This window comes from Micromonospora sp. NPDC049101 (genome assembly GCF_040648675.1).
Taxonomy (GTDB): Bacteria; Actinomycetota; Actinomycetes; order Mycobacteriales; family Micromonosporaceae; genus Micromonospora.
Genome location: NZ_JBEZED010000008.1, coordinates 212,311 through 235,927, shown reverse-complemented (window position 1 = coordinate 235,927; position 23,617 = coordinate 212,311). Strand labels below are relative to the sequence as shown.

Genomic DNA, 23,617 nt, shown 5'->3' with positions numbered 1-23,617 from the left:
GCTAGCCGGTAGCCGATGCCGCCGGGGGGTGCACTCCTCCCGGCGGCGTCGCGCCGTGTTGGCCCTCGCCCGCCACGAACCGGGCCGCGCCGGCGGCCGCGTCCGTGGCGAGCGAAGCCATCCCGTACGCCAGCTCGGTCGCCAGCGCCTCCGGCTCGGGCAGCCCGCCGCCCGCCAGGACCGCCGCCCGGTCGTTGCGCAGGCAGGTCTGCGGGTGCCGGGCGATCGCCGCCGCCAGCTCCTCGGCCGCGGCCCGCGCCTGGCCGGGCGGCACCACCCGATTGACCAACCCCATCGAGTACGCCTCGTCCGCCGTCACCGGCCGGCCGGTGAGGATCAGATCCATCGCCCGGCTCTCGCCGATCAGTCGAGGCAGCCGCACGGTGCCACCGTCGATCAGTGGCACTCCCCAGCGGCGGCAGAACACCCCGAGCGTCGCGTCGGACTCGGCGACCCGCAGGTCGCACCAGAGTGCCAACTCAAGGCCACCCGCCACCGCGTACCCGGAGATCGCCGCGATCACCGGTTTGCTGAGCGTCATCCGGGTCGGGCCCATCGGGCCGTCCCCCTCCGGCTCGACCCGGTTGCCGCTCGGCGTGCCGAGGGCCTTGAGGTCGGCGCCGGCGCAGAACGTGCCCCCAGCCCCCCAGAGCACGGCCACCGCGGCGTCCGGGTCGGCGTCAAAGGCCCGAAACGCGTCGGCGAGCGCCCGAGCCGTAGGCCCGTCGACGGCGTTGCGAACGTCCGCCCGGTCGAGCACCACCGTGCTGACTGCCCCGACCCGCTCGACCCGCACACCCATCCCGCCAGCATGCCCGCCCCGCCCCACCCCCACAATCCCGCCGATCTTGCACTCCGGTCGCCGATTCGCGAGGTGTGCCCTATCTTGTCGCGACACAAAGTGCAAGATCGGCGGTGTGGGTGGCGCGGCAGGTTTGTTCCCGCCTACCGGTTTGCGACCGCGATCGCCGGGAAGTCGGTACTCGTGCGAGCACTTTTGACGAAAGTTGAGCAGGACTCCCGGCTGGACCGCGCGGGTGACCGGTTGCAGAAGGCCGTCCTGGGGACACTGCGTCCGCGGCGGCTGCGCGACCTGCTGCACGGGGTGACCCTCGGGCATCCACTACACCCGGCGATGGTGCAGGTGCCGGTCGGCGCGTGGATCAGTGCCGCCGTGCTGGACCTGATGGCCGGCCAACGTCGACCCGCCACCGTGCTGGTCGGCCTGGGCACCGTCAGCGCGCTGCCGGCGGCGGTCGCCGGGCTGAACGACTGGGCGGCACTCGCCCGGGACCAGCGCCGGGTCGGCCTCGTGCACGCCGCCGCCAACACCGTCGGCATGACGCTCTACGCCGGCTCACTGGCCGCGCGGCTGTCCGGTCGGCACGGCGTCGGCCGCGCACTCGGCTTCCTCGGGCTCTCCACCGTGAGCCTCGGCGCGTACATCGGGGGTCACCTCGCGTACAAGCAGGGGGCGCAGGTCAACCAGAGCGTCTCCGAGTTGCACCGGATGACCGACGGCTGGCACTCGCTTGCCGACATGGCCACGTTGCCGCAGCGCACCCTGATCACCCGAGAGGTGGACGACGACATCTCGGTGATCCTCTACCGGCACGGTGACGAGGTGACCGTGATGTTGGAGCGGTGCCCGCACCAGAGCGGGCCGCTCGGCGAGGGCGAGGTGCAGGAGATCGACGGCCACGCCTGCGTGGTCTGCCCGTGGCACGGCAGCGCGTTCCGGCTCAACGGCGGCGAGGTCATGCAGGGGCCCTCCGGCAACGACCAGCAGATCCTGCCCACCCGGATCCAGAACGGTGTGCTCCAGACCCGACTGCCCTGAGGCGGTACGCGCCGAGCCCCGGCGAACGGATCAGCCGCGTCGGTGTCGGCCGACCGACGGCCCGTCCGGTACGGAGTCCCCGTCGTGCCCGCCGTCGAAGAATCCGCCTTCGGCGCTGCCGCCAGCCCAACCGTCGTCGGCACCCCAGCCCGACGCACCGGCGGGCGCCGTTCCGCCGCCGGGCGGTGCCATTCCACTGCCGTTCGGTGCGGTACCGCCGTCGCGAGATGCCGTGCCACCACCGTTCGGTGCCGTGCCGTCGTTGCGGGTTGCTGGCGCTTCGACGGCCGCGACCGTCCAGCTGGCGGCCCACGCGGCACCACTGCCCGCCGACCCGGAACCGGTTCGCCGGCCGCCGCTGGTTCGGCCCGCGCGCTCGGCGCCCCGGCTCGTGCTCCCGCCGGCCCGGCCGGTGCTCCGGCCCGCACCGCCCCGGGGCGTACGGGAGGAAGCGAGAGCCGCTCCGGCGGTGGCCGGGCGGCGGCGCAGCCCCAACACGGCGCCGATCTGAGCGCCGACGATGCTCGCCACGGCGAGGACGGCCGAGACGGCCAGCGGACGGTTCACCCGGTCCTCGGTGCCGGCTCGGGCCGCGCCGACGGTCATCGCCGGTGGTTGGCCCGCCTCCGTATCGCTGGGGGGCACCGGGGCCGGCTGCCGCGGTGCGGCCCGTTCGGGCGCCGGCCGGGGCGCGGGTGGTTTCGGCGCCGCGGGCCGGTCGACGAGCCGACCGGTGGCGTGCTGCCGGGCACCCTGGTCGGCGGCCTCCGTGGGCAGTCGAAGCAACTGGCCGGGGCGGATCCGGTCCGGGTCGTCGATCTTGTTGAGCTTGGCGAGCTGTCGGTAGTCGCCGAACTCGTCCAGGTAACGCTCGGCCACCTCGCCGAGGTAGTCGCCCCGCGCCACCCGGTACACCGGGGCGGGCTCGTCGTTGGCCGTCGAGCCACCGGGGGCGGCGGCCCTGCCCGCCAGCCCGCCCGGCGCCAGCGGGGCTGCCGTGTCCGGCGTCGTACCCGCGCGGGTCGGTGCGGCCAGGGTGGCGGTGGCCGGTGCGTTCGTGCTCGCGTACGCCGGGGCGCCGTAGACCGCCGCGGCGCTGGCGGCGGCCGGGCTGGCGGCGAGGATCAGCGCGACCGAGCCGACAAGGGCGGCGGCGGCCTTCTGCTGGCGACTCATCCCGGGCAGCCTCGGTGCCGGGCGGCGCAGGCTCTGCGCCCCCAACTCGACGAGGACGGAGAAGGCGAACGTGGCCCAGCCGAACCAGCCGGCCACCGCCAGTGCCCGCAGGAAGAGCTGGCCGTCGTCCCGGCTGGTCAGCGTGGTACCGATCTCGGCGATGCTGGGAAGGTGGTCAGGCAGGGGATTGCCAGCGAAGGCCAGCAGCGCGATCGGCGCGCCAACCAGCAGCGCGCACAGCACGGCCAGCGCGCCGACGCCGGTGAGGATCCGTCCGGTCCGTCGTACGACGGACCCACCCGATACGGGCATGGCTGCCTTCCTTCCTACGGTGCTGCTGCGGTGATGGCCCGCGCGGTCGCCTCGCCGGTGACGGTGACCGTCTTGTCCTGGATGAACGGCCCGACCATCGAGCGGTTGTAGGTGATCGTGACGGTGACCCGGATCAGGGTTTGCCCGGCGACCTCGGGGAAGCTCACGGTGTGGCCGCTGGTGCCGGTGGCGGCGGCCAGGTAGTTGGCGACCGCCGCGATCGCCTCGGTCTGGTCGATCCGCGGCACCCCGCCATCGATCGCGGTCGCCCGATCGATGGCCTGACCACCGGCGCGGGCGGCCTCGGCGGCCAGGTTCTCGGCACGTTGCAGGGTGCGTAGCTGGCCGGCGCCGTCGAAGGAGAGACCCACGATGGCCAGTACGCCGATCATCGCCACCGCCAGGAAGATGCTCACCCGGCCGTGGTCGCCCGAGAGGCGGCGGGCGTCCGCGGTCATTCCCGCCCCCGGTAACGGTCCAGTGGCGAGGTGAACGTCGCGCTCACCTGCTTCTCGCTCGGCATTCCGGGCAGGACATCGAGGGCGATGTCCTGGAGCGACACCAGGCAGGTCACCGTCACCGTCACCGTGGCGTCCGCACCGACCGTGCTGCTGAAGGCGTCGTCGAAGCTGGTGGGTTGGCCAGCCACCGAGCCGGTGAGTTTCGGGTTCGGGTCGTTGGCACAGGCCAACCCGTGCCAGTCCAGTTGGTCCTGGACGGCCTTCAGCGCCGCTGTCCGGGCCGTGGTCGAGTCCCGGGAGATCGACGCGGCGCGGGCGGCGTCGTGTGCCGCGGCGTCGATCGTCTCCGCCGCCACCGCGGTACGCCCGACGACGCCGGCCAGCACCATCAGCGCGATGAACGCGGGCGCGAGCACCGCCACCTCGATGGAGACCGAGCCCCGCTCGGCGGTGTGTTTCACGGCTCGGTCACCCTCTCCACCGTCCCGTGGGCGCTCTGCCGCACCGCGAAGTCCACGCCCGGCACCACCGACAGGGACCGGCCGCTCACCGTGCAGGTGACCTCGACCTCGTCGATGATCACGCAGGTCGGGTCGGCGCTGTCCCAGCCCACCAGCCAGCCGCCGGCGGCCTGGAGGAAGCGGGTCGCGCTGTCCACGCCGGCACCCTCGGGCGCCTGGTAGGGCCGTTGCGCGTTGACGCCGCTCTGCGCGGCGTGCAACGCGGTCGAGCGGGCGAGGAAGACGGCCGCGACCTGGACCGAGGCGAAGAGCAGCACCATGATCAGCGGCATCAGCACGGCCAGCTCCACCGGATTCGCGCCCCGCTCCCGGTCGCCGCCCGCGAGGCGGCGCCGGGTGGCGCTGACCACCCGGTGCCACCTGGGGACCGCGGCTCGGTGCATCCCGGTTACCCGCCCGCGCCTTCGCCGGTGCCGGCGCCGGGGCCTGTGCCCGGGTGGTCCGGGATGTTGTCCATCCAGTTGTTTGCCTTGGTCAGGGCCAGGGCGGTGACGGCGATGGCGACGGCGACCAGACCGGCGATGATCACCGCGGTGGGCACCGGGCTGTCACCGCGTTCACTGTCGCGGCGCAGCTCGGCCAGCCGCGTCGTCACCACGACGTGCAGGTAGCTGAGGATGGACATGGCGTTACTCCTTCAGGGGGAGGGCTTTCAGACACGGGCGATGAACGGATAGAGCACGAAGCCGAGCAGCACGAAGACGAGCAGTGCGCCCGGAATGTCGAGTCGACTTGTCACCCCCTCGGCGCGGGCGAGGTTGTCGGTGCGGATCTGGTCGCGTAACGAGTCGGCCCGGCTGCGCAGGGTCTCGTGCACCTGTGCCCCCTCGCTGCCGGAGGAGCGCATGATCGCGCCGACGTCGCCCAGCTCCGGAATGCCGATCTTGTCGGCGAGGTCGCGCAGCTCGTCCCACGGCGCGTGCATCTGCATCTGGGCGATCCGCAGCGACTCCTGGAGCCGGTCGAACACCCAGCCGTCGCAGACCGCCGCGGCGCGCTCCAGCGACTGCACCGGCCCGTGCGCGGCGGAGAGCTGCAACGCCACCAGGTCGAGGTAGGTGCAGACGGCCGCCCGGAACTCCTCCCGGGCGGCCTCGGCCTTGGTCAGCACGGCCCGGTGTGCCAGCAGCCCGCCGATCAGTGCCAGGCCGAGGCTGCCGAGCACCGGTACGACGAGCGGGAACGACATGCCGAGCACCAGCAGCGCCACCCCGAGCAGGGTCGGCGTGGCCAGCCCGATCAGGGCGGAGAGCAGCACCGACAGCGCGTACTGCTCGGGGGTCTGGCCGATCAGGGCGAGCGCCCGGTGCGGCGGGCGCAACCAACGGGACAACCCGGTCAGCGAATCCAGTCGCCGGGAGGCGGAGGTGGTGGCGCGACCGGTGCCCGGCGGCTGGTGCAGCCGGCGCAGCGCCGGCCCGAGCGCCGGGGTCGCCGGCACCAACTCCCGGACCACCAGGAACACGCCCAACCCGACGCCGGCACCACCACAGACGGCGACAACCAACGGCCAGTTCACGATCATGTTCATGCGATCACCTCGGCCGGGTCGGGCGCCGGCAGGAACCGGGACGGCCGCCGCGGCTGGCTCATCGACCGCACCCAGGCGAGCAGGCCGATGAAGGCCGCGCCGAGGGCGGCCATCACCACCTGACCCACCGGCGTGCCGTACGGCTTGATGTACTCGGCGTTGAGCAGCCCGTACGCCAGGGTGGCCAGGGTCATCCCGGTGAGGAAGCGGACCGCGAACCGGGGTTGGGTCCGCTTGGCCTCGATCTCCCGACGGGTGGCCACCTCTGCGGACGCCGCGCCGGCGATCGAGCCGAGCACGTCACCCAGCCGTTCGCCCCGGTCCGAGAGGTGCAGGATCAGCGCCGCCACCACCTGGTCGCCAACCGGGTCGGCGATCTCGTCGGCGAACGCCAGCAGCGCGGACCGGGCCAACCAGCCGGCCTGGAGACGAGCGGCGAGTAGTCGCACCTCGTCCTCGATGCCGGGTGGCACGCTGCCGATCGTGCCGATGATCGACTGTTGGAGACCCTGCCCGGTGCCGGAGACGTCCTTGAGTCGGCGGGTCCACTCACCCACCGCCTCGATTCGGGCGATCGCCCGCTGCTCGGACTTGCCCACCCCGAACAGCCACGGGGTGCCGGGCACGGCCACCGCCACCAGCAGGCCCACCACCGGCAGCCCGGTCAGCAGGAACGCCAACGCGCCAGCGCCCAGCGCGGCGACCAACAGCGCCTGGTAGGCCCGCTGCTCGGCCGGGGCGGCGCCCGGCCCGCGCCACAGTCGACCCAGCCCCTGCCCGCCTCCCGGACGAGGCCCAGGGGGTCGGCGGGTGCCGACAAGTGCGACCACCGCCAGCAGCAGACCGGCCACGCAGGCGGCCCCGGAGACCACCGCGATCACCTCAAGGCTGCCCACCATCAGGTCACCGCCGGGCCAGTCGGGTCTGCCGGGGCCGCCGCCAGGCACCGGCACCGGCCTCGACCCAGCGGGTCAGCAGCCGCGCGTCGTAACCCACCCGCAGCAACTGGTCGCGGACCCGCTCGGGCAGGTGCCGGGGGACCGCCCGGCCATCCGGGCCGGGCCCGAAGACCGTGGTGGTGGTGATCCGTCCGGCTTCACCGGGCCCGATCACCTCCTCCACGTGCGAGACGAACCGGTGTTTACGCCCGCCGATGGCGGTCTCGTCCTCGACGGTGACGTAGACGATCAGGTCGAGGGCGTTGCCGGCCATCCGACGGGCCTGGTCGACTGTCATCTCACGGCCGTGCGCCAGCGCCAGCTCGACGATTCGTTCGCCCACCCCGGCAGCCGTGCGAGCGTGGATCGTGCACATCGAACCCCGGCTGGTGGTCATCGCCTGGAGCATCGGCACGATCTCCCGGGACCGCACCTCACCCACGATGATCCGCAACACGCCCATCCGCAGCGACAGCGGGATCAGGTCGGCGATCGTCACCTCACCGGCCGGACGCCCGTCGAAGCCGCGCTCGCCGTGCCCCTCCCGGGCCTCGAAGCTCATCACCGCCCGGTGCCGCTCCCGGCGGCGGGCCGGCAGCAACTCCCGGCTCTCCTCCAACAGCACGTACGGCTCGTCCGGCGGGATCTCGTTCATCAACGCCCGGATGATCGTGGTCTTGCCGGCACCGGCCAGCCCGGCGACCATGATGTTCAACCCGGCGCGCATCGCCGCGCGGAGGAAGTCGCGCAGCAGCGGGTCGATCATCTCGTCCAGGTCACCCCGGGCGCCCGCGATGTCGTCGAGGCTCACGTCCAGGGTGTTGTGCTTGCGGATGACCGCGTACGGGCGGTGGCTGACCAGGAACACCGCCGCCAGTCGACTGCCGTCGGGCAGTTGCAGGTCGAGGGTGGGCTTCACGGTGGACAGGGACCGCTCGGTCGCACCCGCCCGGCGGGCCGCCGCCTGGAGGATCTCCACCAGCTCGGCGTCGCTGTCGGCGATCGGTTCGGCCCAGTCCACCCCGCCGCCGTGCCGGGCGATGCGTACCTGGTCGCAGCCGAGGATGTGCACCTCCTCGATGGTGTCGTCGACAAGCAGCGTCTGCAGCCGACCCAGCCCCACCAGCTCGGCGGTCACCTGGTCGAGCAGCAGACGCTCCTCGCCGGCGGCCATCGGGGTGCCGGCCCGGCGGACGAAGTCCGCGTACGCGGCGACCACCATGACGGCCAGCCGGGCCCGCTCGGTGTCCTCCTCGTCGACGGTGAACTCCCGGCCGCGCTGCCACAGGGTGAGCCGTTCGGTGAGTTCCCGGCGTAGCTCCCGGACCACCTGGAAGTCCATCCGGGGTCGGGGCGTGGACGCCGGCGGTGGCGTGGCGGTCGGTGTCGGCTGCGGCATCGGCACGGACTGGTGGTGCCGGCCGTTCGGCGCGGCCAGCGGCGGCTCGGTGGAGGTCGCGCCCGGCGGCTGTTGGCGAGGATCCGCGGAGACCGGCTCAAACCGCATCCGGGACCCCCTGCTGCACGGGCCAGGCCAGCCGGGCCTGCCGCCGCTCCAGGAGCGCGCCGATCGGCACCTCCAACGCGGCGGCGGCGCGCATCAGCGGCCGTCCGGTCCGCACGGTCCCGCCCAGGGCGAGCACCCCGGCGGTACGCGGATCGTGTGGCAGCCGTGCGATCACCGGCAGTTTCAGGGCCCGACTGATCTCGGCTCGCCCGTGCCCGCCGCCGACCAACAGCAGCCGCAGGGTGCCGGCTGGCACCCGGTGCTCGGCGAAGTCCCGTTCGATCGCGGTGATCACCGCCCGGGTGCCGGAGAGGTCCGGCAGTTGCGCCCGGCTCACCAGCAGCACCACCGAGGCTGCCCGCAGCACGGGCCACGGTGGTGCGGCCACGTGCAGCCGGCCGCAGTCGACAAGCACGTCGTAGCCGGGGATGCCGCGGTCGAGGGTGTTGAAGTAGTCGGCGAACCGCTGCCAGAGCGGGGTGACGCTGCCACCCTGGGCCGGGTCGACGATCCCGGGCAGCAGCAGTCGTTCCCGCCGGGGTGCGTCCAGGTCGACAAGTTGCGACCAGAACGCGGTCTCCAGGTTGCCGTCGCGCAGCTCCCCGACGGCCAGTTCGCCGATGCCGCGGGGGCCGTCCAACTGGCCGCCGAGATAGCCGGCGAGGATCGACCCGCCGGCCGGGTCGCACTCGGCGAGCACCAGCCGTCGGTGCCAGGCCAGCGTGCAGGCCAGCGCGGACGTCGTGACGCCGGGCGAACCCTTCGCCGACACCAGCGCGATGATCGCCATGCTCAGGCCGCCTCGGTCAGCACGACGGCGATGCGCGCCTGCGCGGTGAGGGCCACCACCGCGGGCACGTCCCGGGTGGAGAGCGCCAGGTACAGCACCTTGTCGGTGTTGGCCGGGCTGACCATGTCGATCACGATGGCCGGGAACCGGGTGCCGGCGGCGGTCGGGTCCCCGTTGGCGCTGCGGTCCGGGGTGCTGATCAGCAGGACCTTGTCCCCGGGGTGCAGTTGCCGAGCCGGCACCTGGGCGGTTTTCAGGCCCAGCGCGATCTGCTGCTGGTCGGGGCCGAGCAACGGATCGTCGGTGACCTGCCCCAGGGTGAGCAGGGTGCCCGGGACCAGCTTCACGGCGGCCCGTTTGCCGACCACCTCGTCGAGCCGGCCGGCGGGCACCGGGCGCAGCCCCTGCCCGCCGGCGACCTGCACGGTGACCAGGTCGGTGGCGCTGATCTCCCGACCCACCTCCACCGGCCGGGCGACCGCGAGATAGCTGCCGGTGGCCCGGACCGAGGTGACCGCGAACGCCGCGCCCAGCCCACCCAGGGCGATCAAGAGTACGGCGAGACCGAGCAACCCCGGGCGGACCCGACGCTGTCGGACCACCCTGGGCGGGCTGACCGGTGCGTCCACCGACCCGGTCCCGTTGTGCGTCGCGAGACTCATCGGGTCACCACCTGGAGTTCGTTGATCTGGATCTGTACGACGCCGCTGTTCCGGGTCACCAGGATTTCTCCGCTCTCCCCACCGCCGTTCCAGGTCACCTTCCAGTGGGTGGTGGCGGTGACGTCGTAGGTGCCGGCCTGCTGGTAGCCCTTGTGGTAGCCGCAGGTCGGGGAGGTGCGGCCGGCAAGCTCGTCGTCCGTCGCGACGTACGGGGTGCCGGCACCGGGGCAGGACACCCGCTCGCCGTTGCCCATGTCCCAGACGATCTCGCTAACCTCCGCGGTGATCTTGACTGTGACCTCCCGGTCGGTCTCGTCGGCGGAGATCGGGCCGAAGTAGCCGGGGTCCTTGTCGTCGGACCACATCCACACCGGCAGGCCGACCAGGCCGGGGCCGTTCTTCTTGCGGGGTGCGACCGCCAGCGGCGCCGGCTTCAGCGTGATCTTCGCCAGGGCGCGGCGGGCCAGCTCCTCCGGGTCGGGCGGCGCGCCGAAACCGGGCGGCGGCTCGCGCAGCACCACTGTTATGTTGCCCACGTCCGCGCCGCCGTTGCAGGTCTGCACGTACCAGTGCTGGCCCTCGGGCGCCTCGTCCTGCGGCTCGGCCAGCTTGTAGTAGCAGCCGTCGCCGCTGTCGAACCAGCCCTTGAACTCGTCGTAGCAGGGCACCGTCCGCCCGTTCCACCGGCAGCCGACGCCGCCACCGCCGCCACCGTCGTCGTCCCCGCCACCGTTGTCCCCGCCGCCACCGGGACCGCCCGGATTGCCGGGTTCGTCGTCCCAGACGCTGCAGTCGGGCTGGTCGGGCGGGCAGCTCGCCCCCGGGCCGGCACGCCGAGCGGCGGCGGCCGGCACTGTCGTGCCGACCACCAGGAGGAGCGCGAGCCCGATCCCGGCGAGGGCCCGCCGAGCTGTCGCGACCCCGGGAGTACGCGCCGGAGCGCCCCTTCCCGCCCAGGTCAGCATGGCTGGTCCCGGTGCAGCGCGCCCGCGTTGATCAGCCATCGGCCGTCGGGATATCGGGTCGCCGTGGCGGTGGAGAGGTGCCTACCGCCGCCGCTGCCCGGCACCACGCGCTTGTTCTTGGCGTAGACCAACCGGTAGTCGGTCATGTCCAGGCAGTCCTGGATCTCGACGGTGGCCGGGTTCGCATCCAGGCTGGCGGCGGCCACGGTCGGGTCGGACTTCAGCGTCCCGGTTCGCACAGCACCGTGCTCCTTAGCATCACGAATGGACAACCGCACCCGGGTCAGAAGTGGATCAGCGAGAAATCGGGACAGTTCCGGCGCGTGCGGATCACTGCGCCCACTCGCCGCCCGCGAGGCCGCCAGATAACCGGAGTACGCGTCAAGCGCCGCCTTTTCGGCAGCGCGCCGTTCGACGTCCGGATCTGTCCGTTGCCCGTCGTCCTGGGCTGCCGCCGGCCCTTCGACGGCCTCCGGCCCGCCGGCGCAGGCGGTGACCGGCACCACCGCCACGACCGCCAGCAGGCAGATTGCCGCTCGTCTGAGCTGCCGTCCGCGCACCGTCGAGCCTCCTCGTGGTCGCCCGGCGCGGTGACGGATCACCGCCGCAGGGCATGCGGAAGCGCGCCCGGATCAGCACATCCGGAGCCGATCATTGCGCCTCTGCATTCACCGTTACGGATCTTCTACAAATGCATGGTCCCGTGTCGTCGGATTGTGGAGGTGAGGCTTGCATCACACCCAAGGGGCGAGCATAAGCTGACGCTCGCCGATGCAACAGAGGCAATCAAAGCGAATACGCTCCGTGGTGACAGGTGGTGGTGGCGGGTGTCCGTACCGCGTCCGGCGCAACGGCCCGGCGGGAGATCATCCACGGCCGGGCGCCGGTGGGCCGCTCGGGGGCAACGACGTCTCGTCGGCGGTGCTGGGAGTAGGACATCGCGGTCTCATCCCGGCATCCGGGTGGGGTTGTCGACCTATCGACGAGCTGTCTCGTCCAGCGGGGTGCCCGGTCCCGATCCCGCCGGAGGCACCCTCCGGTGGCCGGTCGGAGAGGTCGCTTTCTGCGCCATCCGCCACACCGCAGCGATTGCTCAGTCACTATCCGTGTTTGCCGTCGCGGAGGGACGTCGGAGCGCCCCGACGGTGACATGGCGCTGACCGGCCGCCCGGTCGTGGCGCACGTCCGGGTCCCGACCGTGCTCGCGTTCCTCACGGTCAGCCCACTGATGCGGATGGCCGCGCTGCGCTACGCCGTACCGTCGGGCCTGCCGAACCGGACCGGCTGCGACGCCTGCGGCGCGCCGGTCCGCCTGACCCGGCCCTGGCCCGCGCTGGGCCCGGCGGCCCGGTGCGGTCGCTGCCGCGCACGGGTCGGCCCTCCGCCGGGCACGGTCGAGCTGGCCGGGCTCACCGCGCTGCTGCTGCTGGCAGTTGTCGGCCCAGCGGGCGGGGCGCTGCCGGCGCTGGCCTGGTGGCTCGGCTGGACGATCCCGGCGGTCTTCGTCGACCTGGCCGCGCACCGGCTGCCGGACCGGCTCACCCTGCCAGCGGCAGCCGGGACGTGGCTGCTGCTCGGCGTCGCCGCCGCCCTGGCCGGCGAGCCGGGGCCCTGGCTACGGGCTGCCGTCGGCGGCGCGGGGCTGGCGCTGTTCTTCGCCACCACCACGGTGCTGCTGGGCAACCGCGGCTTCGGGCTGGGTGACGCCAAGCTGGCGCTCGGTGTGGGGGCGCTGCTCGGCTGGTACGGCTGGCCGGTGCTGCTGCTCGGGCTGCTGCTCGCCTTCGGGCTGTCCGCCGTGGTGAGCCTCGGCCTGTTGGCCACCCGTCGGGCCCGCTGGAGCACGCACCTGCCGTTCGGCCCGTTCCTCCTCCTCGGCACGGTGGGCGCGCTCCTGCTGCCCGGCTGACCGCCGGGTCACCGGCGGGTGCGGCTCGGCAGTTTCGGCGTCGGGCGGTCGGCGCGGTCGGATCGACGGCGTAGCACCTCGGCGGCCGGGCGGGCCAGCAGCGGGGTTGCCACCACGGCGACCAGCGCACCGAACAGCACACCGGCGATCACGTCGTGCGGGTAGTGCACGCCCACGAAGACCCGGGAGAAGGCGCCCAGCGCGGCCAGGGGCAACGCGACCAGACCGAGTCGGCGGGAGAGCAGCAGCGTGGTCACCGCCAACGCGCCGGCCACTGTCGCGTGGTTGCTGGGAAACGACCAGTCGCCCGGGGGTGGGCAGGTGCCCGCGATGATCGCCCGGCCGACCGTCCGACAGGGGCGATCCTCGTCCACCACGGTCTTGAACCATTCGCTGCCGACGTACGCCAGAATGGCCGGCAGCGGCGCGATCAGGGCGAGCGCCCGGTCGTGCGGACCGCCGGACCGGCGGGTCAGCGCGGCCATCAGCAGCAGCGCGCCGAGCAGCAGGATCACCCCCTCGGTGGCGTGCCCGACGAACCACTGCACCGGCTCCGGGCTGCTGGCGGCGGCGTCGACGACGTCGCGGTACCACTCGACACTGATCTCTGGGACGTCCATGTTGCCGTTGTCGGCCATGCCTCACCTCACCTCACGTTCATACCCTGTTCACCTTCGAGGCACCCTAGGAACACGGCAGCGGGCATCACAGCCGACGAAGGTCGGTCGGGCTTCCTGACCTTCGTCCAGGATTCGTTCAGCCTGCTCTGCTTGGCTGGTCGAGGACGTCGGCATTCACAGGAGGCTTTGTGCAGACCAGTTCGGCCACCGACCAACCGCCGCCCGCCAGCGAGACGGTGGACGACCAGGCCTGGCGGATTCGACGGACGAAGGCCGACCTGGACCGGCTCGACGAGACCGAGTCGATCTTCGCGGTGGGCAACGGGTGGGTCGGTTGGCGTGGCGTCCTCGACGAGGGCGTGCCGTGCGGAATGCCGGGCAGTTACGTCAACGGCCTGCACGAGCGGCGCGAGCTGAGCTACCCCGAGGAGGGGTACGCGTTTCCACCGGCCAGCGACACCGTCATCAGCGCGCCGAACGCCGCGCTGATCCGGCTCTGGGTCGACGACGAGCCGCTGGACATCCGGACCGGGACGCTGCGCCACCACGAGCAGGTGCTCGACCTGCGCTCCGGCGTGCTGCGCCGGGAGACCGAGTGGATCTCGCCGGCCGGGCGGGCGGTGCGCATCCGCAGCACCCGGTTGGTGTCCCTGCCGCGCCGCCCGGTCGCCGCCGTCCGGTACCAGGTCGAGCCGCTAGACGCCCCCGTCGAGGTGCGGGTCTGCTCGGATCTGCTGGCCAACGAGACGGTGCCGGAACGCTCGGACGATCCCCGCGCGGCCTCGGTGCCCGACAACCCGCTGACCGCCGAGGCCCACCGTGCCGCCGGGCGCGACGGAGTGCTGGTGCACCGCACCGAACGCAGCGGTCAGCGCGTCGCGGTCGCGGTCAGTCACCTGGTGGACGGGCCGGGCACGCTCACCACCACCGGCGACGACACCCCGGACCGGGTTCGGCTGACCGTGGCGGGCCGCCTGCACCCGGGGGAGTGGCTGCGGTTGACGAAGTTCGCCGCGTACGAATGGGCGGCTGTCGACGCGACACCCGCCGACGAGTTGGCCGCCCTGGTCACCGCCGAGGCGGACGCCGCCCGCGCCGACGGCTTCGACGCGCTGCTCGCCGACCAGCGCGCCGCCCTGGACGCGGCCTGGCAGGTCGCCGACGTGCAGCTCGACGGCGACCCGGAGCTACAACAGGCGGTCCGGTTCGCGATGTTCCACCTGATCCAGTCCGGCCGCCCGGACTCCGACCGGACCATCCCGGCGAAGGGCCTGACCGGCAACGGCTACGACGGGCACGTCCTCTGGGACACCGAGACCTACGTCCTGCCGGTGCTCACCTACCTGGCACCGGCGGTGGCCCGGTCGGCGCTACGGTGGCGGCACAGCCACCTGCCCGAGGCCCGTGAGCGGGCCACGGAGCTGCGGCTGACCGGTGCGACGTTCCCGTGGCGCACCATCGGCGGCCGGGAGTGCTCCGGCTACTGGCCGGCCGGCACCGCCGCACTGCACGTCAACGCCGACATCGCCGACGCGGTGCTGCGCTATCTGGCCGCCACCGACGACGAGCGGTTCCTCGCCGAGTCGGGGCTGGAGTTGCTGGTGGAGACGGCGCGCCTCTGGCACGGCTTCGGGCACTGGTCGGACGAGGGCCACTTCCACCTGCACGGCGTGACCGGCCCGGACGAGTACGCCGCGCTTGTCGACGACAACGTCTTCACCAACCTCATGGCCCGGCGCAACCTGCGGGGCGCGGCGGACGCCGCCGAGCGGCACCCCGACCTGGCCGACCGGCTCGGCGTGGACCGCGACGAGATCGCCGGCTGGCGGGCCGCCGCCGATGCGGTCTTCGTCCCGTACGACCGCACGCGCGGCGTGCACCAGCAGGCCGCCGGGTTCACCGGGCAGCCCGAGTGGGACTTCGCCAACACGGGCGACGACGACTATCCGCTGCTGCTGCACTTCCCCTACCTGGAGCTGTATCGCAAGCAGGTGGTCAAGCAGGCCGACCTGGTGCTCGCCATGCAGCTCTGCCCCGGCGAGTTCACCGCCGCCGAGAAGGCCCGCAACCTGGCCTACTACGAGGCCCGTACCGTCCGCGACTCGTCGCTGTCGGCCGCCCCGCAGGCGGTGCTGGCCGCCGAGGTCGGGCACCTGGACCTGGCGTACGACCTGTTCGCCGAGTCGGTCCTGCAGGACCTGGCGGACCTGGGCGACAAGACCGCCGACGGGCTGCACCTGGCCTCGCTGGCCGGTGCGTGGCTGGCGCTGGTGCGGGGCTTCGGCGGCCTGCGCGACGACCGGGGTGTGCTCTCCTTCGACCCTCGGCTGCCACGACGGATCGACCGGCTGGCGTTCAACCTGCGCTGGCGCGGCCACCGGCTGCGAGTCACGTTGACCCCGACCGAGGCCCGCTACGAGTTGCCCGGTGCCGGCCCGGACGCCGAGGTCGAGCTGTGGCACCACGGTGAGTCGCTGCGAGTCACCGGGGCCGAGCCGGTCACCCGGCCGATGCCGCCGGTGCCCGACCCCGGGCCGGAGCCGCCCTCCCCACCCGGTCGTCGCCCCACCCGCCGCTCGGCCGACTGAGCCGCGCAGTCGGTCTCTGGTCCGCGCGGCCGGCACAGGTCCGCGGCCACCGCGCGGCCGGCTCAGGTTGGCCCGGGGCCGCCGGCCATGCGTTCGCGGACGGCCTCCAGCGCCTCGAAGGCGTACGCCCAGTTGTGGCACTTGAAGCTGCGGAGACCGTCGATCGCAGTGTGGCAGTCGGCGCAACGCACACCGGCGATGGCGGCCGGGATCTCGGTGTTGACGTACTTCCGCTCGCCCAGGATGACGGTGGCGATCATGGTCTTGTCGTGCAGGCCGGAGAGCGCCGACGAGACGATGTCGTACCAGGTGACCCGGCGGCCACATTTCGGGCAGTCGGGTTCGTCGCCGCTGACCCAGAGCGGGGCGCCGATGCTGCGAGCCGGTATGCCGAGCAGTTTCTCCAGCCGGCGGACGTCCGACTCCGGGGTGGTCCAGCGGTGCCGACCGGGCAGCGATGCGGGCGAGTCGTACACGGCGCGGAACAGGTCGTGGTCGACCTGCACGGTCTCCCGCTGAGCGGTCATCGGCGTCCCTCCTCGTTGAGTGGGTGCCCCCACCGTGGTCAGCGACGACCATGGGCGCAGCCGGATCAACGACAGGAGGGGGCGGTGGGTCGTCGTCGCGGGGTGGGCGTTCGCCGGCTGACCCGGTTTCGCCTCCGCTGGTCGGCGTCGGGTGGTACGACGGACGCAGGGCGTGCGTGCCAGCGGGAGGAGCGCCGATGGCGAGCAGGCCCGAACGGCTGCTGCGGGGCAGTGACGCCCCGCTGAGCGCCTCGTTCCTGGAGCTCTTCTTCGACCTGGCGTTCGTGCTCGCCCTCAGTCAGCTCGCGGAGCATCTGCTGCACGACCTCACAGTGGTCGGCGCGCTGCGTACCGCCCTGCTGTTGGCCGGGGTCTGGTGGATCTGGTTGACCACCACCTGGACCGCCGACTGGTACGACCCGGACACTCCGACCATCCGAACGGTGCTGGTCCTCGCGACTCTCGGCAGCCTGCTGGCCGGGGTGGCGATTCCGCAGGCCCTGCACGGACGCGCCGGGCTGTTCGCTGGCGCGTACGTCGCGGTCCACCTCATCCGGGGCATGATCACCGTCTCGACGCTGCGCGGGCATCCGCGCCAGCGTCGGGCGCTGCGGATCCTCTGCTGGTACAGCGTCACCGCAGTGCCGTGGTTGGCCGGCGTGTTTCTGCCGGAGTGGCGGGTGGCGCTCTGGGCGTTCGCCCTCGCGATCGACCTGTCCGGCCCACGGCTCGGCTGGCCCACGCCGGGGATGGGTCGCGCCCGACCGGAGGAGTTGCACCTCGCGGGCGAGCATTTCGCCGAGCGGTACCAACAGATCATGATCATCGCGCTTGGTGAACTTGTCCTGGTCTCCGGCCTGGCGTACGCCGGCAACCGCCTTCACCTCCCGGAAACCACCGCATTCCTGCTGGTCTTCGCCACCGCCATGCTGATCGGTCTGCTCTACGTGACGCCCGCCGGTCAGCACCTCGGCTCGGCCATCGAGCACGCCCCGTCCCGGCTCGGCGTCTTCGCCGGGTACCTGCACCTGGTGATGATCGCCGGCATCGTGGTCACGGCCGTCGGGGCGGAACTGAGCATCGCCCACCCCACGGAGACCGGCGACATGAAGGCTGTCATGGTCATCCTGGGCGGGCCGACGCTGTTCCTCCTCGGGCGGATCCTCCTCTCGCTGGCGATCCACCGGCGGCTGTCCTGGCCTCGGGTGGGCGCCCTGTTCGTACTGGGCGGCGCGGCGGCGTTCGTGCGGATGCCGCTGCTGGCGGTCAGCGCGGTCGCCACCGGGGTGGTGGTCGTGGTGACGGTCCTGGACCACGCCGGCATCATGTCCTACCGCCGCCGCGCTGGCGCGTAGGCGAAAAGCCTGACTAAAGTCAGGCATATGGACTCGGCCCTCATCGCCGCCGTGCGGCGGTTCAACCGGACAGTCACCCAGCGCGTGGGTGCGCTCGACGACGAGTACATGGCCCAGGGGCGCCCCCTCGGGCAGGCGCGTCTGCTCTGGGAGATCGGCCCGGCTGGCGCCGAGGTCGCCGCGCTCCGGGCCCGGCTCGGCCTGGACTCCGGCCACCTCAGCAGACTCCTGCGCGCCCTGGAGAACGACGGCCTGGTCACCGTGGCGTCGGCCGACCAGGCCGGGGGCGACGGCCGGGTCCGCACCGCCACGCTCACCGACGCCGGCCGAACCCAGTGGGCCGACCTCGACAGGCGGTCGGACGATCTCGCCTCCTCGATCCTCGCACCACTCACCGAGCACCGCCGGCAACGACTCGTCGCCGCCATGGCGGAGGTCGAACGGCTGCTCATCGGGTCGATGGTCGTCATCGAGGCGTGCCCGCCGAGCGACCCGCGGGCGCGCGCGTGCCTGCGGGCCTACGTCCGGGAGATCGGCCGAAGGTTCGACGACGGGTTCGACCCCGCGCTGAGCAACCCGGTCCACGACGAGGCGCTCGTCCCGCCCGCTGGCGCGCTCCTGCTCGCCACCCTCAACAGCGAACCGGTCGGCTGCGGTGCGGTCAAACTCCAGCCGGACGGCCCTGCCGAGCTCAAGCGTGTCTGGGTCTCCGACACCGTGCGCGGGCTCGGCATCGGCCGGCGGCTCCTGGACGAGTTGGAGCGGTACGCCGCCGAAGGTGGCGCGACCGCCGTCCGGTTGGACACCAACCGCAACCTCACCGAGGCGATCGCCATGTACCGCGCGGCCGGTTATGCGGAGATCGAGCCGTACAACACCGAGTACTACGCCCACCACTGGTTCGGAAAGCAGTTGGAGCAGTGAGGGCTACTACAGCCGCTCGAAGCTCTCCATGCCGGCGAGTTTCAGCACCTCGGTCCGGGTCGCCGGGCACTCCTGCCGGGTCTGGTCGTCGATCTGGCGGCCGGTCGGCACGGGGCCCTGCTTCTCGTACCAGGAATAGAGGTTCACGGTGAGGTTGGCCATCGCGCCCGTCTCGGACCCGATCCCCTTCAGGGTCGGCAACTGGCCGTCCAGGTAGGCGCACACCTCCTTCGCCGACACCGCCGTGGAGCCGCCGACCGGAGCGGAGCCGCCCTCCGGAGCGGATCCGCCCTCCGGAGCGGAGCCGGCCGCGCTGGGCGGGGCGTCGGTCGCGGCGGGTTGGTCCGGTGCCCCGGGCTCGGGCGCGTCGGTTCCGGTGCACGCCGTCGCGGCGAGCACAAGGCAGAGGGCAGGCGCGAGCAAACGGATCGTTCTCATCGGGTTTCGTCCTGACGTGGTTGTTGGTGGGTAGCGGCTGCGGGGGATGGGTCGTCAGCCCCGGCGGAGTTGGCGGCGACGAGCCAGAGACCGGTGGGCAACCGGTAGCCGACGCCCGGCGCACGGAACCGGCCGAGCAGCCGGGCGGCCCCCGCCCGGGCCGATGCCTGCGCACCCGGCGGCGCCGCCCGGTACGCGGCACCGGCCGGGCCGATCTCGACGAGCCATTCGGCCACCGCGTCGGCGTCGTCCGGGGCTTCCAGGGCGACGTCGCACGGTGTGATCGTGACGGCGGTGAAGCCGGCGGTGGTGAGGATCCGGACGAGCCGCGCCGGGTCGGCGAACGCGAACGGACCTGGCTCGTCACCGACCGGGAGCGGTGGTAACGGTCCGAGATGCGGTGCGGCGCCGAGCATCGCCGCGGACAGCCACGGGTTGACGCCGCTGTCCCGGAAGACGGTCGCGGCGAGGCGCCCTCCCGGGCGCAGTGATCGCCGGATCGCGCGGCAGCCGGCAACCGGGTCCGCCAACAGCATCAGGGTCATTCGTGAGTACGCCGCGTCGAACGGGGCACCCGGCGCGACCTCGACAGTCTCGATGTCGGCCACGTGGAACTGGATGCCCGGGTACTCGTCGGCGGGGAACCGGCGTCGAGCGGCGGCCACCATCGTCTCGTCGATGTCGACACCGATCGCCGCGCCGGTGACGCCGACCGCGTCGGCGATCTCGGCCGTGGTGCCGCCGCAGCCGCAGCCCACGTCGAGGATCCGTTCGCCGGGTCGTGCGGCCAGTCGATCTGTGGCCGCCGCGCCCAGCGGTCGACCGCTCTCGTCCTGCCGATCGGCGTGGCGGATCCAGCCAGCTGCCGCTCCCGCCCAGAAGGCGGTGCCGCGGGCCCGCAGGCTGGCGGTGTCGGCCATCAGAACGGCATCTCGGCGCCGTCGACGCTCATCGAGCGGAAGTGCGCCGCCTTCGTCGGGTCGAAGCCGTCCTGCTGGGCCGCCAGGCCAGCAGCCCGGACCAGCCGTTCGGACTGGAACCGGCGGAACGCCGCCTCGTCCTGCCAGATGTTGATGATCCGCCAGCCGTCCGCTGTCGGCCCGGCGACGTGGGCGAGGAGACCCGGCGGCCGGTCCGGCCCGAGGTGTCGCTCCACCTGCCGGTATTCCGCCTCGCTGACGCCGGGCATCTCCTGCAACACACCGAACGGCATGGCCGCCACCTCTCCGATAGAGTGAGACTCTATCCAATAGAGCACTACACTCGTAAGGTGGTTGTCAAGAGGCGTTACGACTCTTCCCGCCGACAGGAGCAGGCCCGGCAGACCCGACGAGCGATCCTCCAAGCGGCTGGCCGGCTGTTCGTCGACCCCGGCTACGCGGCCACACCGCTGACCGCCGTCGCCGTCGAGGCCGGCGTCGCGGTCCAGACCCTGTACTCGGTGTTCGGCAGCAAGCGGCAACTGCTCTCCCAGTTGGTCGACGTCACCCTGGCCGGCGACGACGAGCCGGTGGCCCTGCCGGACCGGCCCTTCGTCGCCGAGATCCGCGCCCTCGCCGACCCCCGAGCCAAGCTCGCCCGCTACGCCGTCCACCTGGCCGAGGTCAACGCCCGGCAGGCCCAGGTGATGCTCGCGCTGGCCGGCGCGGCCACGGCCGACCCGGACGTCGCCGAGATCTGGCGCAAGAACGTCGACGACCGCCGCCGCGGCATGTCCATGTTCGCCGCCGAACTCGTCGGCACCGGAGGCGTACGCCCGGACCTGAGCGTCGATCAGGTGGCCGACATCCTCTGGTTGGCCCAGGACGTCCGCAACTTCGACTGGCTCGTCCGGCAACGCGGATGGGAGGTCGAGCGGTACCAGCGGTGGTATGTGGACACCGTCAGCGGCGCGATCCTCGCCAGCGCCGGATAACGGTTACGGCAGTGCTGCCGACGTTGTCGTCACTGGCCCGCGGGCGGTGCGGCGGAGTGGAGACGGTGTGCGATGCCGGCGAACGACCGGATGAGTTCCGTCTCGCTGCCGGTACGCCAGATCAGCCCCCACCGGCCCGGCGGGGCGTCCGAGATGGGCACGTACGCGATGTCCGGCCGCGCGTAGTAGCGGGCGGCCTGCGCGTGCACCGGTGAGACGGCTTCGCCCGTGACGAGGATCGGGATCATCTCCTGAAAGTTGGAGACCGACGGGCCGATGCGGATCAGACGCCCGCTGGGTGTGCGCAGCGGCACCAGGATCTCCCGCCAGTAGTCCGGCCGGGCCCCGCCCATGACCGTCTCGTCCGCCAGGTCCTCGTAGCAGACCGACTCACGGCCGGCCAGCCGATGGGTTGCCCCGACGGCGAGCACGATGGGTTCGCGGTAGATGACCGGGCCGACGGTGAGGTCCGGCTCCCGGACGGGCAACCACACGATCTGCACGTCGATGTCGCCGGCGCGCAGTTGACCGAAGGGGTCGCCGAAGTCGACGTGCCGTAGCTGCACCTCGCACTCGGGGTGGCTCGCCGCGAACGCGTCGAACAACTCGCGGAAGTCGTGGAGGTTGACGGCGATCGACCCGACCCGCAGCACGCCGGTCTTGCCGCGGGCGGCGAGCCTGGCCCGATCCATCCCCGCGCAGAGCCCTCGGTACATGGGCTGAATGTCGTCGAAGAGCCGTTGACCGATCGGTGTCAGTGCCACCCGCCGGTTGTTCCGCTCGAACAGGGCGGCGCCGATCCGCCGTTCCTGCTTCTTGATCGCCTGGCTGACCCGGGCCTGGGTCACGTGCAGTCGCTCAGCGGTGCGGGTGAAGTGCAGCTCCTCCGCCAGGGTGAGAAAGATTTCGATGTCCCGAAGCTCCACCGATCATCTCGTTTCATGAATTAGCGAAGGGTTATGGCACGCTACCAGAAGTGATCTTGTGGGCGGGCCGCTCGCCGCGCACGCTGATCTACGTCGGAGCGAGGAACACCCCTCAGCCAAGGAGACGCCCGTGCGCAAGCTCGTGTACTACATCGCCACCACCCTGGACGGCTTCATCGCCGGTCCGGACGGTGCCGACCCCACCGGCCCGGACGGATTCTGGCCCCTCCCGGACGACTACCTGCACCACCTCGTCGCCGAGTATCCGGAGACCCTGCCCGGCCCGGCCCGGCAGGCGTTCGGCATCACCGACGCGGGCAGCCGGTTCGACACCGTCCTGGAGGGGCGCCACTCCTACGAGGTGGGGCTGCGGGCCGGCGTGACCGACGCCTACCCGCACCTGCGTCACCTGGTGTTCTCGCGCACGCTGGGTGCGAGCCCGGACCCGGCCGTCGAGGTCCTGGCCACCGAACCCATCGCCACGGTACGAGAGCTGAAGCGGCACGACGGCAAGGACGTCTGGGTGATCGGCGGTGGCGAGCTGGCCGGTGCCCTCTATCCCGAGATCGACCAGTTGGTCGTCAAGCTCGCCCCGCTGACCATCGGCGCCGGCATTCCGCTCTTCGGTCGCGACGCCGTCTTCGCACCGCGTACCTGGCGCCTGACCGACCACACCGTCCTGGGCAGTGGCTCGCTGTTCCTCACCTACACCCGCGCACAGACCGGAGACGAATCCGCATGAGCACGACCCCCGCCACCGTCACGATCCGCCCCATCACCGGGCCGGACGAGATGGCACTGTTCAACCGCCTGCCGTACACCATCAACCACGAACTCGCCGACGACCTCGCCGCCCACCGGCGCCGGCCGGAGTGGATGTGGGTGGCGCTGCACGGGGATCGCCTGCTCGCCAGGGTCGCCTGGTGGGGCCGCGACGGCGACAGCGGCCCGCTGCTGCTGGACATCCTCGACGTCGACGACGACGGCACCGAAGACCTGAGCGAGGTGGCGCGGGCGCTGTACGAGACGGCCGCGAAGCAGGTCGTGCCGTCGGGCACCACCCCGCCGGAGTACGGCCGCTTCATCCCGGCGGACTGGCGCGACGACCCGGACACCTACCGGGCGGTGCGTACGCGGATGAGCGTCCTGGAGAGCACCGGCGCCCGCCTGACCGTCGAGCGACTGCGCCTCCAGTGGCGTCCCGGAACCGGTCTGCCCGCGCCCGACCCGCGCCTGGCCTTCCGTTCGGCCCTCGACACCGACGAGTTGGTCGCGCTGATGACCCGTGCACTGGACGGCACCCTGGACGCGCACAGCCGCACCGATCTGGCGCGGATGTCACCCCACGAGGCCGCCGTCAAGCACTACGAGCAGGAACTCGCCACGTACTCCAGCCCTCGGCAGTGGTGGCGGATCGGCACCCTGGGCGAGGATGGCGAGCCGGTCGGGTTCGTCATTCCGGCGCGCAACGCGTACCACCCGGTGATCGCCTATCTCGGCGTCGTTCCGGAGCACCGGGGTCACGGGTACGTCGACGGCCTCCTCGCCGAAGGCACCCGCCTCCTGGCCGCCGAACACGTCCCCCGCATTCGCGCCGCCACCGACCTGGGCAACGGGCCCATGGCAGCCGCCTTCGCCCGCGCCGGCTACGTGAACTTCGAGCGGGCCGTCAACATGGCCTGGCAGTGACCGGTGGCCATGCCGCCCGCACC

General features: G+C 72.4%; 26 protein-coding genes and 1 pseudogene. 8 read left to right on the top strand and 19 right to left on the bottom strand.

All coding sequences use genetic code 11. The annotated features are described in order from the left end of the window. Position 1 precedes the first annotated feature (1 nt). Positions 2–802, bottom strand: a complete 801-nt coding sequence (locus tag AB0B57_RS14000; RefSeq protein ID WP_357068870.1) for a crotonase/enoyl-CoA hydratase family protein — start codon at positions 800–802, stop codon at positions 2–4. A 183-nt stretch (positions 803–985) separates the two neighbouring features. Between AB0B57_RS14000 and AB0B57_RS13995 the strand changes: the two genes are divergently transcribed. After that, positions 986–1,840: a Rieske 2Fe-2S domain-containing protein gene (locus AB0B57_RS13995; RefSeq protein ID WP_357068868.1), complete on the top strand. Its 855-nt coding sequence runs from the start codon at positions 986–988 to the stop codon at positions 1,838–1,840. 468 nt (positions 1,841–2,308) lie between these two features. On the opposite strand, the pseudogene AB0B57_RS13990 reads toward AB0B57_RS13995, so the two are convergent. The 12 genes and pseudogenes from AB0B57_RS13990 to AB0B57_RS13935 all read right to left on the bottom strand — a co-directional run. After that, positions 2,309–3,328, bottom strand: a pseudogene (locus AB0B57_RS13990) (LysM domain-containing protein); the annotation flags it as partial. Positions 3,329–3,342: 14 nt separating this feature from the next. Next, positions 3,343–3,786, bottom strand: coding sequence for a pilus assembly protein TadG-related protein (locus tag AB0B57_RS13985; RefSeq protein ID WP_357068866.1), 444 nt, complete (start codon positions 3,784–3,786; stop codon positions 3,343–3,345). Beyond that, a complete protein-coding gene (locus AB0B57_RS13980) occupies positions 3,783–4,250 on the bottom strand; it encodes a TadE/TadG family type IV pilus assembly protein (protein ID WP_357068864.1) in 468 nt (155 codons plus the stop codon). The genes AB0B57_RS13985 and AB0B57_RS13980 overlap by 4 nt, the downstream gene beginning before the upstream one ends. Then, the gene (locus tag AB0B57_RS13975; RefSeq protein ID WP_357068862.1) at positions 4,247–4,693 is read right to left on the bottom strand and encodes a TadE family protein; all 447 of its coding nucleotides are present in this window, start codon (positions 4,691–4,693) and stop codon (positions 4,247–4,249) included. The genes AB0B57_RS13980 and AB0B57_RS13975 overlap by 4 nt, the downstream gene beginning before the upstream one ends. Before the next feature lie 5 nt (positions 4,694–4,698). After that, positions 4,699–4,935, bottom strand: coding sequence for a hypothetical protein (locus AB0B57_RS13970; RefSeq protein WP_357068860.1), 237 nt, complete (start codon positions 4,933–4,935; stop codon positions 4,699–4,701). 27 nt (positions 4,936–4,962) lie between these two features. Then, positions 4,963–5,832 (bottom strand): type II secretion system F family protein, encoded by an 870-nt coding sequence (locus tag AB0B57_RS13965; protein ID WP_357068970.1) that lies wholly within the window; start codon positions 5,830–5,832, stop codon positions 4,963–4,965. A 5-nt stretch (positions 5,833–5,837) separates the two neighbouring features. After that, positions 5,838–6,740, bottom strand: a complete 903-nt coding sequence (locus AB0B57_RS13960) for a type II secretion system F family protein (RefSeq protein WP_357068858.1) — start codon at positions 6,738–6,740, stop codon at positions 5,838–5,840. A gap of 4 nt (positions 6,741–6,744) precedes the next feature. Further along, positions 6,745–8,286: an ATPase, T2SS/T4P/T4SS family gene (locus AB0B57_RS13955; protein WP_357068856.1), complete on the bottom strand. Its 1,542-nt coding sequence runs from the start codon at positions 8,284–8,286 to the stop codon at positions 6,745–6,747. Further along, on the bottom strand, positions 8,276–9,076 hold the full coding sequence (locus AB0B57_RS13950) for a ParA family protein (RefSeq protein WP_357068854.1): 801 nt from the start codon (positions 9,074–9,076) through the stop codon (positions 8,276–8,278). The genes AB0B57_RS13955 and AB0B57_RS13950 overlap by 11 nt, the downstream gene beginning before the upstream one ends. Before the next feature lie 2 nt (positions 9,077–9,078). After that, entirely contained in the window at positions 9,079–9,738 is a 660-nt protein-coding gene (locus tag AB0B57_RS13945; protein ID WP_357068852.1) for an SAF domain-containing protein, read from the bottom strand. After that, the gene (locus AB0B57_RS13940) at positions 9,735–10,703 is read right to left on the bottom strand and encodes a hypothetical protein (RefSeq protein ID WP_357068850.1); all 969 of its coding nucleotides are present in this window, start codon (positions 10,701–10,703) and stop codon (positions 9,735–9,737) included. The genes AB0B57_RS13945 and AB0B57_RS13940 overlap by 4 nt, the downstream gene beginning before the upstream one ends. After that, on the bottom strand, positions 10,697–11,263 hold the full coding sequence (locus AB0B57_RS13935) for a hypothetical protein (RefSeq protein ID WP_357068848.1): 567 nt from the start codon (positions 11,261–11,263) through the stop codon (positions 10,697–10,699). The genes AB0B57_RS13940 and AB0B57_RS13935 overlap by 7 nt, the downstream gene beginning before the upstream one ends. A gap of 590 nt (positions 11,264–11,853) precedes the next feature. On the opposite strand from AB0B57_RS13935, the gene AB0B57_RS13930 reads away from it, so the two are divergent. Beyond that, entirely contained in the window at positions 11,854–12,612 is a 759-nt protein-coding gene (locus AB0B57_RS13930; RefSeq protein ID WP_357068846.1) for an A24 family peptidase, read from the top strand. An 8-nt stretch (positions 12,613–12,620) separates the two neighbouring features. Here the strand turns inward: AB0B57_RS13930 and AB0B57_RS13925 are convergent, their stop codons facing one another. Further along, positions 12,621–13,250, bottom strand: a complete 630-nt coding sequence (locus AB0B57_RS13925; protein ID WP_357068844.1) for a phosphatase PAP2 family protein — start codon at positions 13,248–13,250, stop codon at positions 12,621–12,623. Between the two features lie 218 nt (positions 13,251–13,468). On the opposite strand from AB0B57_RS13925, the gene AB0B57_RS13920 reads away from it, so the two are divergent. Continuing rightward, the gene (locus AB0B57_RS13920; RefSeq protein ID WP_357068967.1) at positions 13,469–15,820 is read left to right on the top strand and encodes a glycosyl hydrolase family 65 protein; all 2,352 of its coding nucleotides are present in this window, start codon (positions 13,469–13,471) and stop codon (positions 15,818–15,820) included. Between the two features lie 62 nt (positions 15,821–15,882). Here the strand turns inward: AB0B57_RS13920 and AB0B57_RS13915 are convergent, their stop codons facing one another. Continuing rightward, entirely contained in the window at positions 15,883–16,347 is a 465-nt protein-coding gene (locus AB0B57_RS13915) for a hypothetical protein (RefSeq protein ID WP_357068842.1), read from the bottom strand. Positions 16,348–16,544: 197 nt separating this feature from the next. Here AB0B57_RS13915 and AB0B57_RS13910 point away from each other — a divergent pair, with 197 nt between their 5' ends. Beyond that, positions 16,545–17,702, top strand: a complete 1,158-nt coding sequence (locus tag AB0B57_RS13910) for a low temperature requirement protein A (protein WP_357068840.1) — start codon at positions 16,545–16,547, stop codon at positions 17,700–17,702. A gap of 27 nt (positions 17,703–17,729) precedes the next feature. Next, positions 17,730–18,626 carry a helix-turn-helix domain-containing GNAT family N-acetyltransferase gene (locus tag AB0B57_RS13905; protein ID WP_357068838.1) on the top strand — a complete coding sequence of 299 codons (897 nt, stop codon included), beginning with the start codon at positions 17,730–17,732 and terminating at the stop codon, positions 18,624–18,626. A gap of 6 nt (positions 18,627–18,632) precedes the next feature. Here AB0B57_RS13905 and AB0B57_RS13900 read toward each other — a convergent pair whose 3' ends face one another. The 3 genes from AB0B57_RS13900 to AB0B57_RS13890 are packed head-to-tail and all read right to left on the bottom strand — an operon-like array spanning position 18,633 to position 20,277. Next, entirely contained in the window at positions 18,633–19,064 is a 432-nt protein-coding gene (locus tag AB0B57_RS13900; RefSeq protein WP_357068836.1) for a hypothetical protein, read from the bottom strand. After that, a complete protein-coding gene (locus AB0B57_RS13895) occupies positions 19,061–19,984 on the bottom strand; it encodes a methyltransferase domain-containing protein (protein ID WP_357068834.1) in 924 nt (307 codons plus the stop codon). Before AB0B57_RS13895 ends, AB0B57_RS13900 begins: the two co-directional genes overlap by 4 nt. Next, the gene (locus AB0B57_RS13890) at positions 19,984–20,277 is read right to left on the bottom strand and encodes a hypothetical protein (RefSeq protein WP_357068832.1); all 294 of its coding nucleotides are present in this window, start codon (positions 20,275–20,277) and stop codon (positions 19,984–19,986) included. Before AB0B57_RS13890 ends, AB0B57_RS13895 begins: the two co-directional genes overlap by 1 nt. Positions 20,278–20,334: 57 nt before the next feature. Between AB0B57_RS13890 and AB0B57_RS13885 the strand changes: the two genes are divergently transcribed. Beyond that, on the top strand, positions 20,335–20,979 hold the full coding sequence (locus AB0B57_RS13885) for a TetR/AcrR family transcriptional regulator (protein WP_357068830.1): 645 nt from the start codon (positions 20,335–20,337) through the stop codon (positions 20,977–20,979). A 29-nt stretch (positions 20,980–21,008) separates the two neighbouring features. Here the strand turns inward: AB0B57_RS13885 and AB0B57_RS13880 are convergent, their stop codons facing one another. Next, positions 21,009–21,905, bottom strand: a complete 897-nt coding sequence (locus tag AB0B57_RS13880; RefSeq protein WP_357068828.1) for a LysR family transcriptional regulator — start codon at positions 21,903–21,905, stop codon at positions 21,009–21,011. 130 nt (positions 21,906–22,035) lie between these two features. On the opposite strand from AB0B57_RS13880, the gene AB0B57_RS13875 reads away from it, so the two are divergent. Together AB0B57_RS13875 and AB0B57_RS13870 are read left to right on the top strand one after the other, a co-directional pair. After that, positions 22,036–22,647: a dihydrofolate reductase family protein gene (locus AB0B57_RS13875; RefSeq protein ID WP_357068826.1), complete on the top strand. Its 612-nt coding sequence runs from the start codon at positions 22,036–22,038 to the stop codon at positions 22,645–22,647. Next, entirely contained in the window at positions 22,644–23,594 is a 951-nt protein-coding gene (locus AB0B57_RS13870; protein ID WP_357068825.1) for a GNAT family N-acetyltransferase, read from the top strand. Before AB0B57_RS13875 ends, AB0B57_RS13870 begins: the two co-directional genes overlap by 4 nt. The last annotated feature ends 23 nt before the right edge of the window (positions 23,595–23,617 follow it).